This is a genomic window from Streptomyces sp. DSM 120436, from assembly GCF_055778765.1.
Genome location: NZ_JBSKBS010000001.1, coordinates 4,071,292 through 4,087,027 on the forward strand (window position 1 = coordinate 4,071,292; position 15,736 = coordinate 4,087,027).

The window sequence follows — 15,736 nt, forward strand, 5'->3', positions numbered from 1 at the left end:
CGGGACGGCGTCAGACGTCCCGTCCGTTGCCGCGGCCGCCCTCGGCCACCGCGATGCCCTCGGCGATCTCGTCGAGGACCGTCTGCCGCTGGTCGGTGTCCACGCCGAAGCGCACGACCACGATCTGGTCCGGGCGGGCCGGGGACGGGAAGGCGAGGGACTGCACGAACCCGTCCGACCCCTCCTGGGTCACCGCCTTCCAGCGGACCAGGTACCCCTTCTGCCCGGCCACGGTCACCGCCTTGGACACCAGCACGTCGTGCGAGGTGATCCGCCCGTACGACTCACCGCCGTAGCTCTCCTCGGCGTTCGCGGCGATGTCCGCCTTCGCGACCTCCTCGGCGGTGGTGCCGCGGGTGCCCAGCACCACGGCCGGCGCCGAGTACGCGCCGCCCTTGACGCAGGTCTTCGAGGTGTCGCCGGGGCAGTCGTAGGAGTCCTTCGACGTCAGCGCGGCACCGACCTGCAGTTCCTCCCCGTACCAGCCCTCGGGCACGGGCAGGCTGATCCCGCTCAGCGAGTCGGTCACCGAGCCGCTCTCGACGCGGCGCGAGTCGTCGCCGTCGTCCTCGCCGTCCGCCCCGGGCCCGTCGTCCGGAGCGCCCTCGGGGACGCCGCGGTCGTCGTCCTGCGAGGCCGTGGTGGTCCGGCCCCCGTCGTCGTCGGCCAGCGCGTACACGCCCGCCCCGATGCTCGCGAGCACGGCGGCGGCCACGGCGACGGCTATCCCGACCCGCAGCTTGCGCCCTCGCCCGGGCGAGGGCGCGGCGGGGTAGGCCGGGTAGACGGGGTACGCGGGGTACGCGGGGTGTCCAGGCGTCCCCCCGCCGCCCACGCCGACCGCCCCCCAGACGGCGTCCTGGCCCGCCCCCGGCCCGAAAGCGGGGGTCTGCCCCGGAGCGGCCTGCCCTGGAGAGACCTGACTCGGAGCGGCTTGCCCGATGGCGGCCGGGCCTCCGGCCGCCTGCCCTGGAGCGGCCCGCTGCGCAGCCGCCGGCTGCGCAGCGGCCTGGTCCCCAGCCGTAGGCTGTCCAGCGGATCGGTCCTCAGCCGCCGGCCTCGCGGCGCCCTGGGGCACGGTGGCCTGTGTCGTGCCGGCTTGCTCCGCGTGGGCCCGCCCCGAGGCCGCCTGAGCTACAGCCGACTGACCTGGGGCGCCCTCGCCTGCGGCTGCCCGGTCCGTGTCGGCCCGGTCCGTGTCGGTCCGCCCCGCCGGTGCTTGGCCTGCGCCCGCCTGCTCCACCTGGGCCCGGTCCGCACCCGCTCGCCCCGCCAGTGCCTGGTCCGCGCCCGCCGGTCCCGCATCGGCCGGCCCCGGACCCGTCGGCCCCGAAGCCGCCGGCTCCCCGCCCGCCGGTCCCGCCTCGGCGGTCCGCTCCGCGCCGCGCCCTTCCGGCGTGTCCTGGGCGGCCCGGTCCGGCCGTCGGATCCGGGCCGTCCAGGCGGTGCCGTCCCACCAGCGTTCGGTGGGCGGGCCGTCTTGCGTCTGTCCGGGGTCGGGGTACCACCCGGGGGGAGTCACCTGCGTCATGCCCCCACCGTATGAGGTGACGGTGAAAGCCGGATGAGAGAGTCCGCGCCCACCCCGGCGCCGCCCCTTACCGGCCCGGCAGGTCCTGCGTCAACGGGCCGTAAGGGAACAGTCGTTGACCATTGGGCCCCTGGTGAGGGGCGGTCCGTGTCGATTCCCGTACCCGGTGTCACTCGTCACGGCAACACGTGCGCCGAGCGGGCTCCGCCGGGCCGGACGGAGGACTACGCTCGGATCCGGTACGTCATTCGGGCGACTCGGGGAGGCAGCGGGATGACGGAGGTACGGCCATCGGCGGCACCCTCGGCCGCCCTGTGGGAGCGAGACGAGGAACTCGCCGCCATCGCGGAGGCCGTCGACGTCCTGTGCGCCGACCGTCACTCGCCCGGCGCACTGCTGGAGCTGCGCGGCGAGGCGGGACTCGGCAAGACCGCCCTGCTCGCCGAGACCCGCCGCATCGCCGAACAGCGCGGCTGCACCGTCTGGTCCGCCCGCGGCGGCGAGACGTTGCGCACCGTGCCGTTCAACGTGGTGCGCCAACTCCTGCAGCCCGCCCTGGTGTCGATGCTGCCGGAGGAGGCCCGTGAGTACCTGGGCGACTGGTACGACATCGCGGGCCCCGCCCTCGGCATCGCCGACCCCGGCGACCGGCACCCCGACCCGCAGGGGGTGTGCGAGGGCCTGGTCACCGCCGTGCGCCGGCTGGCCCGCCGGGACTGGCCGCTGGTGCTGCTCATCGACGACGCCCACTGGGCCGACCAGGAGACCCTGCACTGGCTCGCCGCGTTCGCCGAACGCCTCGCCGACCTGTCGGTGCTCGTCGTGGTCGCCCGCCGCCCCGGCGGGATCAGCGGGGCGAGCGCCCGTCACCTGGACGCGATCGCCGCCGCGGCCGGCCGGCCCGTCACCAGCCTCAGCGCCCTCACCCCCGAGGCGGCGGCCGGACTCACCCGCGCCACGCTCGGGGAGAACGCGGACGCGGCGTTCTGCCGCGAGGTGTGGGCCGTGACGGCCGGCAACCCGTACGAGACCGTCGAACTCCTCGCCAAGGTGCGGGACAGCGAGCTGGAGCCGGTCGAGGCGCACGCCGGCGAACTGCGCGAGCTCAACCGCTCCGCGCGCGGCGGTGGCCTCGTCACCCGGCTGGAGGAACTCGGCGTGGACGCCACCCGGTTCGCCTGGGCCGCCGCCATCCTCGGTGACGGCATCACCGTCCACCTGGTGGCTCAGCTCTCCACCCTCCGCCCCGAGGACGCGGCCCGGTGCGCCGAACGCCTGCGCGGCGCCCGCATCCTGACGGTCCCCGACCCGGCGTCCGCCGGACCCGCCGAGCTGGAGTTCGTGCACCCGCTGATCGCGACCGCCGTCTACAACTCCATACCGGACGCGCTGCGCCGGGCCATGCACGGCATCGCGGCCCGTATCGTCAACGACTCCGGCCGGCGGGGCCGCCGCGGCCGCCCGCCACCTCCTGGAGGTGCACCCGGACGACGACGAGGAACTCGTCTGGCAGTTGCGCGAGGCGGCCCGCGAACACCTCGCCGTCGGCGCCCCGGACGCCGCCCGCCGCTGCCTGGAGCGCGCCCTGGAGGAGCCGCCCCGCCCCGAGGTCCACGCGCACGTCCTCTACGAACTGGGCTGCGCCACCTTCCTGACCGCGCCCGCCCGCACCATCGGCCACCTGCGCACCGCGCTCGACATGCCCGGACTGGCCGGCGACCGGCGGGTGGACGCCGTCATCCGGCTCTCCCAGGCCCTGCTGCACAACGACCAGATGGAGGAGGCCGTCCGCACGGTCGAGGCGGAGGCCGCCCGGCTGCCCGCCGGATCCGCCCGGATGCGGCTCCAGGCCGTGCGGTTCATGTGGGAGGGCCTGCACGCCGGCGAGTCCCTCACTCCGGGCCGCTCCGAACGCCTCGCCGAGCTCGCCGCCACCTGCACCGGCCGCGACAACGCCGAGCGGGCGCTGCTCATCCTGCGCGGCTTCGACGCGATGATGCGCGGGGAGAACGCCGAGGAGATCGTCGAGATCTGCGACCGCGCCCTGGTCAACGGCCGCCTCGCGCCCGGCCTCGGCTGGACCGACTCCGAGTGGGGCGTGGAACTGCTGCTGATGCTGGCCGGCTCCTACGCGTACACCGACCGCCTCGACCGCGCCGATGCCTTCTACAACGAGGCTCTGCAGGCATACGACACGGCCGGCTGGGGCGGCGGCCACCTGGCCCTCGCCCACGCCTACGTCGGACTCGCCCACCGCAGGCGCGGACGACTGGAGGCGGCCGAGGCCTCCCTGCGCGAGTCGCTGCGCCTCGCCGAACGCGTCGGCCGCGGACTGCCGCTGTACTGGACGGCCACCTGCAACCTGGTCGACACGCTGCTCGCCCGAGGCCATGTCGACGAGGCGTGGGGCGTGGCCGAACGGCACGGTTTCACCCCGCCCTACCCGTCCACCGTCGTGCTGCCCGACCCGCGTTCGGTGCGCGGCCGGCTGCTGCTCGCCGTGGGCCGCACCAAGGAGGGCGTCGACGAACTGGAGGCGGCGGAGAAGGCCGCCGCCGCGCGCGGTCACCACAACCCGGTGCACGTCTTCGCCGCCGCCGACCTGGCCCGTGCGCTCGCCGCCGAGGACCCGGCCCGCGCGGCCCGGCTCGCCGTCGACCTCCGCCGCCGCGCCGAACGCCTCGGCACCGACACGGCGCTGGGGGAGGCTCTGCGGGTGGCGGCCGCCCTGGAGACCGGGCAGCGCGCGGTGCGCCTCGCCGGCCAGGCGGTCGCCTGCCTGGAGGCCTCGCCCTGCCAGTACGAACACGCCGCCGCCCGCATCGAGTACGGCGTGCTCGCCCGCTCCGTGCCCGACCTGGAGCGGGGCGTGGCGCTGGCCCGGTCGTGCGGGGCGGACGGCCTGGTGGAGCAGGGCCGCGCCGAACTGGCCGCGGGCGTCGGACTCCGGTGACCCCTGTCCCTCCTCCTCGTCGAGCCCCCGCCGGGCGACGGCGAACGCCGCGTCGGCCGCCGGGACCCCGCAGCAGGCGGCCCTTCGGCAGCACCGCGCCGTCAGCGTGACCATGCTGCGTTCGCGGCGGGACAGCGCCGGATCGGTCCGGATCTCGCCCCGGGCGTGGCGGGGACGAGGTCCTGGAAGCGGGTGGTGAACGGCGTCCGCCGTGCCTGCGCCCGGTCCACGCGGGCGTCGCCGAGCACCGCGCGGCGCACCGCCGTCCCCCGCCCGGCGCGTCCTGCGAAGTGCGCGCGGCGCCGTGTCCGCGATCCGTCCCGCCGCCGCCCGGTGACGCGCGTGCTCAGCGTCCCGACGTCAGCAGCACCCACACCGGTCCCGGCGCGACGTTCACCGGCCCGCCGTCCGGCGAGGTGAGGGACGTGCCGTCCTCGGCGGCCGGCCGGCTCCAGGACGCCGGGTGGGCGCGTCCGTCGCGCAGCACCGTCGCCTTCCCCGAGCCCACCGTCTCCGTGTACGGCGTGTTGTTGCCGAGGAAGTCGCGGAAGCCGGAGGGGCGCACGGTCACCTCCTGCACGACCACCGTGGCCGCCGTCAGCCGGTCACCGTCCCGCGTGGTGGCGGGGGAGCCGTCCATCGACACCTGCCAGCCACGGTCGGCGTCCGACCAGGTGAAGGTGAAGCGGGCCGCCGGGAAGCGGACGGTGGCCTCGTCCTCGGGCGTGCCGCCGGCGGGCGCCGGACCCCGGCGGAAGCCCGTGGTCAGCGCGGCCTCACCGGGCGGGTCCTCGAGCACCCGGTCCGGGCGGAGGTACAGGTTGTGCGGGGCCGCCCGCGCGGAGTCCCGGGCGAAGGCGTCGGCGTCCGACTCCGGATCCACCGGCGTCAGCGGCGCCCGGTCGATCAGCGGCAGCAGCTTGCCCTGGGCCCCGGAGAAGACGAACAGGGGGCGGTCGAACTGGCGCAGCAGCTCCAGGTCGGACTCCCGGGCGCTGCGCACCGGCCCCACCGACTCGGGCAGCCGGGTGGCGTACACCGCCATCAGCCGGCTCAGCCCGCCCTCCACCTGCTCGACGTAGACCACGTCGGCCTCGTCGAGCCCCGTCGGGGGCCGGGCGGCGGGTGCGTTGTCGATCTTCACGGCGAGGACGGGAGGAGCCTCCGCCCCGTCCGCGTCCCGTGTCGCGGCCGACGACTCCCGCGCTCCGCGTCCGTCGTCCCCGGACCCGCCCGACGTGCAGCCCGCCGCCAGTCCGGCCGCCAGCAGAGCGGCCAGCAGCGCTCCGGCCCCCCTGCCGCCGCGCCGTCGCGGCGCCCCTCGTTCCGTGCCCACCGTCGCCACCGGCCGTCCTCAGTCATCCGCTGTTCCCATTGTGCGCTTTTCTGATCGTCTACGCCCCTGTCTGACCGGACGGGATTCCGCGCGGTGGAGTCCTCCGATCGGCCCAGCGACCGGCGGTTCGGCGTCCCGCGCCCCGGGTACCCGGACGCGACCGCACGGGCGTGACACACCGGCCGGCACGGAGGGAGCAGGCGGCGATGAAGGCACTGACCTGGCAGGGCAAGCGGGACGTACGGGTCGAGACCGTCCCGGATCCCAGGATCGAGGAGCCGACGGACGCGATCATCCGCGTCACCTCCACCGGACTGTGCGGATCCGACCTGCACCTGTACGAGGTGCTCACCCCGTTCATGACCCCGGGCGACATCCTCGGCCACGAGCCGATGGGCATCGTGGAGGAGGTCGGCGCGGCCGTCCCCGACCTCCAGGTGGGCGACCGGGTCGTGGTGCCCTTCCAGATCGCCTGCGGCAACTGCTGGATGTGCCTGACGGGCCTGCCCACCCAGTGCGAGACCACCCAGGTCAGCGGCGAGGGCAAGGGCGCGGCCCTGTTCGGCTACACCCGTCTGTACGGGGCGGTGCCCGGTTCCCAGGCCGAGTACCTCCGGGTGCCGCAGGCCCAGTACGGTCCCATCAAGGTGCCGGAGGGCCCGGCGGACGACCGCTTCCTCTACCTCTCCGACGTGCTGCCCACCGCCTGGCAGGCGGTCGCCTACGCCGACGTCCCCCGGGGCGGCAGCGTCGCGGTGCTCGGCCTCGGCCCCATCGGCGACATGGCCTGCCGGGTCGCCCAGCTCAAGGGCGCCGGACGGGTGTTCGGTGTGGACCTGGTCCCCGAACGGCTGCGCCGGGCCGAGGAGCGCGGCGTGGAGACCTTCGACCTGCGCTCCTTCGACGACGAGAAGGAGCTCGTCGAGGCGATCCGCGACCGGACCGACGGCCGCGGTCCCGACGCCGTGATCGACGCCGTCGGCACCGAGGCGCACGGCAGCACGGGGGCCCGCATGGTGCAGAACGCCTCAGCGGTGCTGCCCCGCAAGCTCAGCGGCCCGATGGCCGAGCGCTTCAGCGTCGACCGGCTCGCCGCCCTCTACACCGCCATCGAACTGGTCCGCCGCGGCGGCACCATCTCGCTCTCCGGCGTCTACGGCGGCATGGCCGACCCGCTGCCCATGCTCACCCTGTTCGACAAGCAGGTGCAGATGCGCATGGGCCAGGCCAACGTGCGCCGCTGGAGCGACGAGATCATCCCCTACCTCACCGACGAGGACCCGCTGGGCGTCGACGACTTCGCCACCCACCGCGTCCCGCTGGACGAGGCCCCCGAGGCCTACGACATGTTCCAGAAGAAGCGGGACGGCGCCGTCAAGGTGCTGATCAAGCCCTGAGCCACGGCGCCCGGGGCACGCCCCGCCGAGGATCTTTGCGAGGTCGTGGCGGACGGCCTCCTCCAGTTGCGCGTACGTGCGGCTCTCCGGGGCGCGGTCGGGGCGCGGCGGCGGAAACGGCAGCCGAGCCGGGGCAGGAAGCCGGAACCCCCGGCCTCCTGCCCCGGCTCCTACGGCGGGGAAACGCGGGTCACAGCTCCTTGATCCGCACGTCCCGGTAGGAGACGACGTCCGTCGTGCCGTGCACCTGCAGTCCGATGTAGCCGGAGGCGTACCGCCGTCCGTCCGTGCCCGGGTCGTCCGAGCGCGGCGGGGAGAAGTCCAGGCCGCCGATGTTGTCGAACTCGTTGATCAGCACGCCGTTGCGGTAGACCTCGTAGTGCTGGCCCACCACGCGGATCTCGTAGTCGTTCCAGGTGCCCTTCTGCGTCACGCCCGCACCGGCCAGGCCCACACGGTCGAAGCCGTAGACCGAGCCCGTCTTGTACATGTCGCCGGTGGGCGAGTCGAACACCTGGATCTCGTGCCCGAACTTGATGGCGGCCCACTCGGGACGGGACTCCTCCGGGTGGTCGTGGATCTGCGGGAACCGCACGAACACACCGGAGTTGGCGTTGCCGGTGCCCGGGGCGTCGTCACGCCACTGGAGCTTCAGCGAGAAGTCGCCGTACGTGCGCTCCGGGAACCACAGCATGCCGAGCCCGCCCCGGGTGGTGCCCGAGGTGATCGAGCCGTCCGGGTTCAGGCTGAACGAACCGCCGCCCACCTGCTCCCACCGGGCGAACGACTCCTCGGTGCCGTCCAGGATCGTGCGGTACCCCTCCGTCCGGCCGGGCGTGCCGATGCCGGACTGCCGGGCCGCCTGGTTGACCGCCCGGTACTCCCGCCGGTCGACGACCCCTTCCTCCTTCAGCGCGTCCAGCACGGCCCTGACGTGCTTCAGGAACAGCGCCTGCGACGTCCACTCCTTCTCGTCCTCGATCAGCTCGCCGATCCGGCACCGGTTGTCGGTCACCCGGTTCGGCACGCCCGAGTCGACCGTGCCGACGATCACGGTCAGCCGCTCGTCGTACTCGGGGCAGGGGGGCGCGGGCACCCCGCCGGACACCACCGTGAAGCTCACCGTGAGCGGCTCGGAGGTGTTGCCGGCCTCGTCGGTCGCCCGGTAGGCCACGGTGTGCCGGCCCGCCCGGTCGACCACCACGGGCGCGGTGTACGCCAGGTACGGCCCCGCGTCGAGGGAGTACTCGACGCGCGCCACACCGGACCCGCCGTGCCCGTCGTCGGCGCTGACCGTCACCGTGGCGCGGCCGACGTAGGCGCCGTCGGAGTTCTTCGTGCCCTGGACGGTGACACCGGTGGTGGGCGGGGTGGTGTCCTGCGGGGGAGCGGCGACGACCGTGAACCCCACGCTCTTCTCCGCCGCCGCGTTGCCCGCCTTGTCGGTGGCCCGGTAGCGCACGGTGTGGGCGCCCGCCTCGTGCACCATCACCGGACCGGTGTAGGTCTGCCAGGCGCCGTCCGCGCCGAGCGCGTACTCGATGGTGTTCACGCCGGAGCCGGTGTCGGACGCGGTGACGGTGACCGTCGCCATGTCGATGTAGTGACCGTCGGCGTTCCGCTCGCCGTCCACGGTCGCCGAGGTCTCCGGCGGCGTGGTGTCGTCCGTCGGCGGCGCGACGACGGTGAACTCGACGCTCCGCTCCTGGGACACGTTGCCGGCCCTGTCCAGGGCGCGGTAGCGGAGGGTGTGCGTGCCGATCCGGTCGACCACGACCGGGCCGGTGTACGGCTGCCAGGCGCCGTCGTCACCGAGCGCGTACTCGATGCGGTCCACGCCCGAGCCCTCGTCCGTGGCCTCCAGGACGACGCCCGCGGACCCGACGAATTCGCCCTGGCCGTTGCGCGTGCCGGTCACCTCGGCCGTGGCCTCGGGCGCGGTGGTGTCCTCGCCGCCGCCCTCGGTGACGGTGAGCACGCCCCGCATCTCGCCGTGGCCGGGGATGGTGCAGTGGTAGAGGTACCGGCCCGGGGTGAGCGTCACCTCCGCGGTGTGCCGGCCGCCCTGCGCGTCGGTCGGGTTGGCCAGGATGTTCAGCTGGACGTCGCTGTTGTACTCCGGGTCGGAGGTGACGAACGTCAGGGTGTGCGGCATGCCGGTGGTGTTGCCGGTGGCCACGCTGTTCTCGAAGACGATCGTCGCGGGACCGGCCACCGCGGTGGCCGGCGCGGACAGGTACCTGTCGATCTCGTTGCCGGCGGTCCAGGTGAGGACCTGGGCCGCCGCGCGGCCGCCCTCGGCCTCCGGCTGCCCGGCAGCGGGCAGCGCCCGCAGGCCGAGCACCATCATCAGGCCGGCCAGCAGCGCGGCCCACACTCTCGGTCGACGTGTCACTGCGTCCCCCTCGCCAGCTGGCCGGCGGCCGGGGTCGGCCCGCCGCCCGTGTAGGTGACCCGCCACAGCGCGGACCTGGCGTCGGAGGTGAAGAACCCGCGCCCGTAGTCCAGCACGTACAGCGCGCCGTCCGGGCCGAACGTCCAGCCCATCAGGTTCCTGATGCCGTCGTCGCCGACCGGCACGATCTTCTTCAGGGACTCCGAGTGCACCGGCAGACCGCCGTCGCCCTGGGTCCTCGGGTCCATCAGCACCGCGTTGCGCGGCTGGTCGGCGTCGTAGAAGTCGCCGACGAACCACTTGCCGTCCCAGTACGCGGGCCACTTGACGTCACTGGAGTTCGCGTCGTCGTAGCGGTAGACCGGGCCGTTCATCGCGGCCTGCCCGCCGCCCTTCAGCCAGGGCAGCCGGTACGTCGCCTCGTCCTGCTTGTAGGACGGGACGCCGTTCTCGTCGCGCGGGAAGTCGGGGCCGCCGCCCTGCGGCGAGTACCAGATGTTGTTGCCGGTCACCGGCGGCAGGTTCACCAGACCGTCGTTGTTCGGCGACTCGTTCTTCGGGTGGTCACAGTCGTACCAGCCGAGCGGCTTGGACGGGTCGGGCAGGTTGCGGTCCCGGTAGGGCTGCTTGTTGCCCATGCAGTACGGCCAGCCGCGGTTGGACGCCTCGGTGATGACGGCGAAGGCGTCGTACTTGGCCGGGCCCCAGGTCGCCGACGGGGCGCCGGCGTCGGGGCCGACCCAGCCCGCGTAGAGGATGTCGGTCTTCGGGTCGACGGAGATGCGCGCCGGGTTGCGCACGCCCATCACGTAGATCTCGCCGCGGGTCTTGCCGCCGCCCTCGTCGGTCTCCTCGCCGGTGAACAGGTTGCCCTCGGGCAGGGTGTACGTGCCGTCCGGCTCGGGGTGGATGCGCAGGATCTTGCCGTTGAGGTTGTTGGTGTTGCCGGCGGTGCGGCGGGCGTCGGCGAAGGACACGCCCTTGTAGTGGGGCTCCGGGTTGTTGCCGGAGTAACCACCGCTGAAGCCGCTGGAGTTGTTGTCACCGGTGGCGATGTACAGGTTGCCCTTGGAGTCCCAGGCCATCCCGCCGCCCGCGTGGCAGCAGCTGTGGATCTGCACCGGCCACTCCAGCAGCACCTTCTCGCTGCTCAGGTCCAGCTTGCCGGTGGCGTGGTCGAGCGTGAAGCGGGAGACCCGCCGCTCGGCCATCCGCTTGTCCCGGTCGATCCCCGAGTGCGGGGTCCAATGCAGGTACACCCACCCGTTCCGCGTGAACTGCGGGTCGAGTTCGATGCCGAGCAGGCCCTCCTCGACCTTGGTCAGCTCGTCGCCGCCGCCCTTGTTGCCGAAGACGGTGAGCGCGCCCGCGAGGGTGACCTCCTCGGTCCTCGGGTCGTAGACGTGGATCTCGCCCGTGCCCTTGCCGACATCAGGGTCGTTCCAGTCGGTGACGACCGGCTGCGAGGCGTCGGCGCCGCCCCGGCCGATGAAGAACACCCGGCCGTCGGGCGCGGTGACCAGGCCGTGCGGCTCGCCGATCTGGTCGTTCCGCCCGGGCTGGTTGGGCTTGGTGAGCCGCTCCGCCTTGTAGTTTCCGGTGATGGTCGCCTTGCAGTCGGCCCGGACCAGGCGCGTGGTCCACAGCAGGGCGCCGCGCAGGTGCTCACGGAAGTCGGTCTCGTCGTAGGACGACACCGTGCCGCCCATGCCGGTGTAGAAGGAGCGGCCGCCGTCGTAGTCGCGGCACCAGCTGACCGGGTGGTCCCAGCCGCCCGCGCCGGCGCCGGGCTTGTAGGTCGACTCGCGCACCCGGGCGACCGTGTGGACGTCGCCGGACGGGTTCTTCGCCCAGTTCAGCCACTTGTCGGGCCGCTTCCACTCCAGCGGCAGGCTCCTGGTCGCCGGGTGCAGCCGGTCGCCGACCTCCACGGTCGCCCGTTGCACCGTGGCCTGCCCCGCGGCCGGGCGGGCGCCGATCAGCCCGGTGAACCAGTCCGAGTAGGGCTCCGCGCGGGCCGCGTCGTGCAGGCCGACGAACCCGCCGCCGGCCTCCATGTACGCCTCCAGACCCGCCTCCTGCTCCGGGTCCAGGACGTCCCCGCCGCCGGTGAGGAACACGATCGTGTTGAAGCGGCTCAGCTTCTTGTCGTTGGTGAAGACCGAGGCGTCGTCGGTGGCGGTCACCGTGAAGCGCTGGTCCTCCGGACCGGTCTGCCCGATCCGCTCGATCGCCGCGATCCCGGCGTTCACCAGCGGCGACTCCTCACCGCCGGCCGCCGAGCCGTGGAACAGCAGCACCCGTACGTTCGCGCCGCCGGGCGGAGACGTGAGGGACATCGTTGTCAGGGACGGATCCGGGGCCGGGCGCGCGCTGGCGGCGGGGCCCGACAACAGGCCGGCGGCGACGACTCCGGCGGCCACGGTGGCCGCCCAGGCGCGTCGTCCCGTTCTCGTCCTTCGTGCGTTCGAGGTGCTCGATGTGCTCAACCCGCGCGTGTGCGAGGGCTCTTGACGCGATGTGGACCGCACGTGGCCACCCACCCCTCCTCGGTCGCAGCAACAGCGTCAAGGAAGCTAGACCTCTTTGCATCGGACGCCAATACCTATCGCAGCAAAGAAACGAACTTTGTCCTGAGTGTGGATAAACCCAGAGGCGACCGCTACGGTTTCACAGGTTCATGACAGCCACATGGGGAGTTCGGCATGGACAGACGCGGTTTCAACCGGCGGGTACTCCTGAGCGGCGCCGCGGTGGCGACGACATCGTTGTCGGCCGCTTCCGGGGCCGCGAGCGCCCCCGCGACGGCGAGGACCGCGCCCGCCGGGGGCGAGGTGCGCCGGATCACGCTGTACGCCGAGCGCCTCGCCGGCGGGCAGATGGGCTACGGCCTCGAGAAGGGCAAGGCGACGATCCCCGGCCCGCTCATCGAGCTCAACGAGGGCGACACCCTGCACATCGAGTTCGAGAACACCATGGACGTCCCGGTCAGCCTGCACGTCCACGGCGTCGACTACGAGATCTCCAGCGACGGCACCCAGCAGAACAAGAGCGCGGTCGAGCCCGGCGGCACCCGCACCTACACCTGGCGCACCCACAAGCCGGGACGGCGCGCGGACGGCACCTGGCGGGCGGGCAGCGCGGGGTACTGGCACTACCACGACCACGTCGTCGGCACCGTGCACGGCACCGGCGGCATCCGGGCCGGCCTCTACGGCCCGGTGATCGTGCGCCGCAAGGGCGACATCCTGCCGGACGCCACCCACACCATCGTCTTCAACGACATGACGATCAACAACAGGCCGGCACACACGGGCCCGGACTTCGCGGCCACCGTGGGCGACCGGGTCGAGATCGTCATGATCACGCACGGCGAGTACTACCACACCTTCCACATGCACGGTCACCGCTGGGCCGACAACCGCACCGGCATCCTCACCGGCCCCGACGACCCCACCCGGGTCGTCGACACCAAGATCTGCGGCCCCGCCGACTCCTTCGGCTTCCAGGTGATCGCGGGGGAGGGGGTGGGCGCGGGCGCCTGGATGTACCACTGCCACGTCCAGAGCCACTCGGACATGGGCATGGTCGGCCTGTTCCTGGTCAGGAAACCGGACGGCACCGTCCCCGGCTACGACCCGCACGAGCACGCCCACACCGCGGGCGCCGGGGAGGAGCCGCGGCACGCGCACTGACGGGCGGCCCGCACGTGGTGAGAGCGCTCTCGCCGCCGGGCCGGTCGGGGCTATCCTTTCGGCCGACCGCCAGGTGAGGAGCCCCGAAGTGAGCGATACGGCGTCACGTCCCACGCTGGAGGCCGTGGCCGCGCGGGCCGGGGTCTCCCGGGCCACGGTGTCCCGTGTGGTCAACGGCTCCGACGGAGTGCGCGAACCACTGGCCGAACGCGTCCGGCGCGCGGTGGACGAACTCGGCTACGTCCCCAACCAGGCCGCCCGCAGCCTGGTCACCCGGCGCCACGACGCCGTCGCCGTCATCGTGGCCGAGCCGGAGACCCGGGTCTTCGCCGACCCCTTCTTCGCCCGCCAGCTGCGCGGCATCAGCAAGGAACTGACCGCCCACGACAACCAGCTGGTGCTGCTGCTCACCGAGGACCGCGACGACCACGCGCGCGTCGCGCGCTACCTGGCCGGCGGCCATGTCGACGGCGCCCTGGTGTTCTCCCTGCACATCGACGACCCGCTGCCCGGACTGATCCAGCGGGCCGGACTGCCGACCGTGTTCGGCGGCCGGCCGCACTGGAACGGCGGCGAGGACGGCGTCCGGTACGTCGACACCGACAACCGCGGCGGCGCCCGCGAGGCCGTACGGCACCTGCTCGGCCTCGGCCGCCGACGGATCGCGCACATCACCGGCGCCCTCGACCAGACCTCGGCGGTGGACCGGCTCGACGGCTTCCGGGACGTCATGGCCGACCCCGACCCGGCGCTCGTCGAGGAGGGCGGCTTCACCGCCGTCGGCGGCGAGCGGGCGATGCGCGCCCTGCTCGGCCGCCGGCCCGACCTGGACGCGGTGTTCGCCGGGAACGACCTGATGGCGGCCGGCGCCCTGCGGGCGCTGCGCGAGCACGGCCGGCGCGTGCCCGAGGACGTCGCGGTGGTCGGCTTCGACGACATGCTGCCGATCGCCGAGCAGACCGAACCCCCGCTCACCACGGTCCGTCAGGACATCGAGGAGATGGGCCGCCTGATGACCCGCCTGCTGCTGCGCGACCTGGACCGCGGCGTCGCGCCGGACGAGACCGCGGGCGCCGCGCCCTCCGGGGTGGTGCTGCCGGTCACGCTGGTCCGCAGGGCGTCCGCCTGACCCCCTGCCCCGGCCGGCCGTGGTCCGTCCGGGTGCCGTCCGGGCGGGGGACGGTGAGGGGTGGAAGACTCGGCGGGGCAGGCGACGGGACTCCCCGGAGGAGGCACCATGCTCACCACCCGCTTCGTCGACGGCGCGCCCTGCTGGATCGAGGTCGGCACGCCCGACCCGGAGGGCGCCGCGTCCTTCTACCGCGCCCTGTTCGGCTGGTCGTACCGCTCCGCGGGACCCGAGGGCGGAGGCTACGGCTTCTTCGAGCGGGCCGGCCGGATCGTCGCGGGCTGCGCGCCGGTCGCCCGCGACCGGGGACCGGCCGCCTGGACGGTGTACTTCCGCAGTCCCGACGCCGACGCCACCGCCGACGCGGTCCGCGACGCCGGGGGGAGCGTGCCGGAGCCGCCGGTCGCCGTGGGGGAGCAGGGCCGGTCGGCGGTCGTCGCCGACCCGACGGGCGCCCCCTTCGGGGTCTGGCAGCCCGGGCGGCGCGAGGGCCTGGAGTCGGCCGGCGAGGCGGACAGCCTGTGCTGGGTCGAGCTGTACACGCCGGACATCGCCCGTGCCGCCGCCTTCTACCACGCGGTCCTCGGCTGGGGGACCGCCGCGGTGACCTTCCCCGGCGGCGTCTACACCTCCGTCGGCCCGCGGGCGGCCGGTGAGGAGGGCGCGTTCGGCGGGATGGTGCCGCTCGCCGACGACCCCGCGGAGCGGGACGAGGGTCGTCCGCACTGGCTGCCGTACATCGGCGCCGAGGACCCGGACACCGTGGTCGCGCGCGCCTCCGAGCGGGGCGGCCGGGTGCGGATGCCCGCCACCTCGGTCCCCGGGGTGGGCCGGCTGGCCCGCCTGGAGGACCCGTACGGCGCGTGCTTCGCGGTGCTCAGGGGCGACCCGCGCCCGGTCTGACGTCCGGCGCGCCGCCGTGCGCGGCCGGGCCGCCGGGCGTCATCATCGTGCCCGCCGCGCGGCTTCGCCGGGCCGGGGACGCCACCCCGGGCCCGGCGTTGATGCCGTGTTGATCGAACGTTTTTCCCGCTCGGGCACGCTTCCGGCCATGCACACCGACACATGGACGCCACCCGACCTCACCTGGCAGGAGGAGGCGCTGTGCGCGCAGACCGGGGGAGACTTCTTCTTCCCCGAGCCCGGCAGCTCGGTCCGTGAGGCCAAGCGCATCTGCGGCCTGTGCCTGATCCGTGCCACCTGCCTGGAGTACGCCCTCGCCCACGACATGCGCTTCGGCGTGTGGGGCGGCCTGTCCGAGAAGGAACGCCACGAACTGCGGCGCGCCGGACACCGGTAG

At 73.9% G+C, this 15,736-nt stretch carries 9 protein-coding genes and 3 pseudogenes; 6 read left to right on the forward strand and 6 right to left on the reverse strand.

Translation table 11 applies throughout. The features are described from left to right. Window positions 1–10 precede the first annotated feature (10 nt). Window positions 11–943: a hypothetical protein gene (locus ACWH4W_RS18060; protein WP_473077535.1), complete on the reverse strand. Its 933-nt coding sequence runs from the start codon at window positions 941–943 to the stop codon at window positions 11–13. A gap of 507 nt (window positions 944–1,450) precedes the next feature. Then, window positions 1,451–1,531, reverse strand: a pseudogene (locus ACWH4W_RS18065) (DUF2510 domain-containing protein); the annotation flags it as partial. Between the two features lie 273 nt (window positions 1,532–1,804). Between ACWH4W_RS18065 and ACWH4W_RS18070 the strand changes: the two are divergent. Next, a pseudogene (locus tag ACWH4W_RS18070) lies at window positions 1,805–4,484 on the forward strand (ATP-binding protein). A 6-nt stretch (window positions 4,485–4,490) separates the two neighbouring features. Here the strand turns inward: ACWH4W_RS18070 and ACWH4W_RS18075 are convergent. Both ACWH4W_RS18075 and ACWH4W_RS18080 read right to left on the reverse strand, forming a co-directional pair. Next, window positions 4,491–4,792: pseudogene (locus ACWH4W_RS18075) on the reverse strand (carboxymuconolactone decarboxylase family protein); the annotation flags it as partial. Between the two features lie 38 nt (window positions 4,793–4,830). After that, window positions 4,831–5,829 (reverse strand): DUF3048 domain-containing protein, encoded by a 999-nt coding sequence (locus tag ACWH4W_RS18080; protein WP_473076754.1) that lies wholly within the window; start codon window positions 5,827–5,829, stop codon window positions 4,831–4,833. 197 nt (window positions 5,830–6,026) lie between these two features. Between ACWH4W_RS18080 and ACWH4W_RS18085 the strand changes: the two genes are divergently transcribed. Then, window positions 6,027–7,217, forward strand: a complete 1,191-nt coding sequence (locus tag ACWH4W_RS18085) for a zinc-dependent alcohol dehydrogenase (RefSeq protein ID WP_473076755.1) — start codon at window positions 6,027–6,029, stop codon at window positions 7,215–7,217. Between the two features lie 190 nt (window positions 7,218–7,407). Here the strand turns inward: ACWH4W_RS18085 and ACWH4W_RS18090 are convergent, their stop codons facing one another. After that, entirely contained in the window at window positions 7,408–9,594 is a 2,187-nt protein-coding gene (locus tag ACWH4W_RS18090) for an OmpL47-type beta-barrel domain-containing protein (protein ID WP_473077536.1), read from the reverse strand. A 14-nt stretch (window positions 9,595–9,608) separates the two neighbouring features. Then, window positions 9,609–12,035 (reverse strand): ThuA domain-containing protein, encoded by a 2,427-nt coding sequence (locus tag ACWH4W_RS18095; RefSeq protein ID WP_473076756.1) that lies wholly within the window; start codon window positions 12,033–12,035, stop codon window positions 9,609–9,611. 282 nt (window positions 12,036–12,317) lie between these two features. Here ACWH4W_RS18095 and ACWH4W_RS18100 point away from each other — a divergent pair, with 282 nt between their 5' ends. From ACWH4W_RS18100 to ACWH4W_RS18115, 4 genes are all read left to right on the forward strand, one after another. Beyond that, window positions 12,318–13,307 (forward strand): multicopper oxidase domain-containing protein, encoded by a 990-nt coding sequence (locus ACWH4W_RS18100; RefSeq protein WP_473076757.1) that lies wholly within the window; start codon window positions 12,318–12,320, stop codon window positions 13,305–13,307. A gap of 88 nt (window positions 13,308–13,395) precedes the next feature. Then, the gene (locus tag ACWH4W_RS18105) at window positions 13,396–14,436 is read left to right on the forward strand and encodes a LacI family DNA-binding transcriptional regulator (RefSeq protein WP_473076758.1); all 1,041 of its coding nucleotides are present in this window, start codon (window positions 13,396–13,398) and stop codon (window positions 14,434–14,436) included. A 108-nt stretch (window positions 14,437–14,544) separates the two neighbouring features. Further along, a complete protein-coding gene (locus ACWH4W_RS18110; protein ID WP_473076759.1) occupies window positions 14,545–15,339 on the forward strand; it encodes a VOC family protein in 795 nt (264 codons plus the stop codon). Between the two features lie 148 nt (window positions 15,340–15,487). Next, window positions 15,488–15,736 carry a WhiB family transcriptional regulator gene (locus ACWH4W_RS18115; RefSeq protein ID WP_473076760.1) on the forward strand — a complete coding sequence of 83 codons (249 nt, stop codon included), beginning with the start codon at window positions 15,488–15,490 and terminating at the stop codon, window positions 15,734–15,736.

Coding starts and splice junctions, on each gene's coding strand:
- ACWH4W_RS18085 (WP_473076755.1), top strand. CDS start 6,027: ATGAAGGCACTGACCTGGCAGGGCAAGCGGGACGTACGGGTCGAGACC.
- ACWH4W_RS18110 (WP_473076759.1), top strand. CDS start 14,545: ATGCTCACCACCCGCTTCGTCGACGGCGCGCCCTGCTGGATCGAGGTC.
- ACWH4W_RS18115 (WP_473076760.1), top strand. CDS start 15,488: ATGCACACCGACACATGGACGCCACCCGACCTCACCTGGCAGGAGGAG.
- ACWH4W_RS18100 (WP_473076757.1), top strand. CDS start 12,318: ATGGACAGACGCGGTTTCAACCGGCGGGTACTCCTGAGCGGCGCCGCG.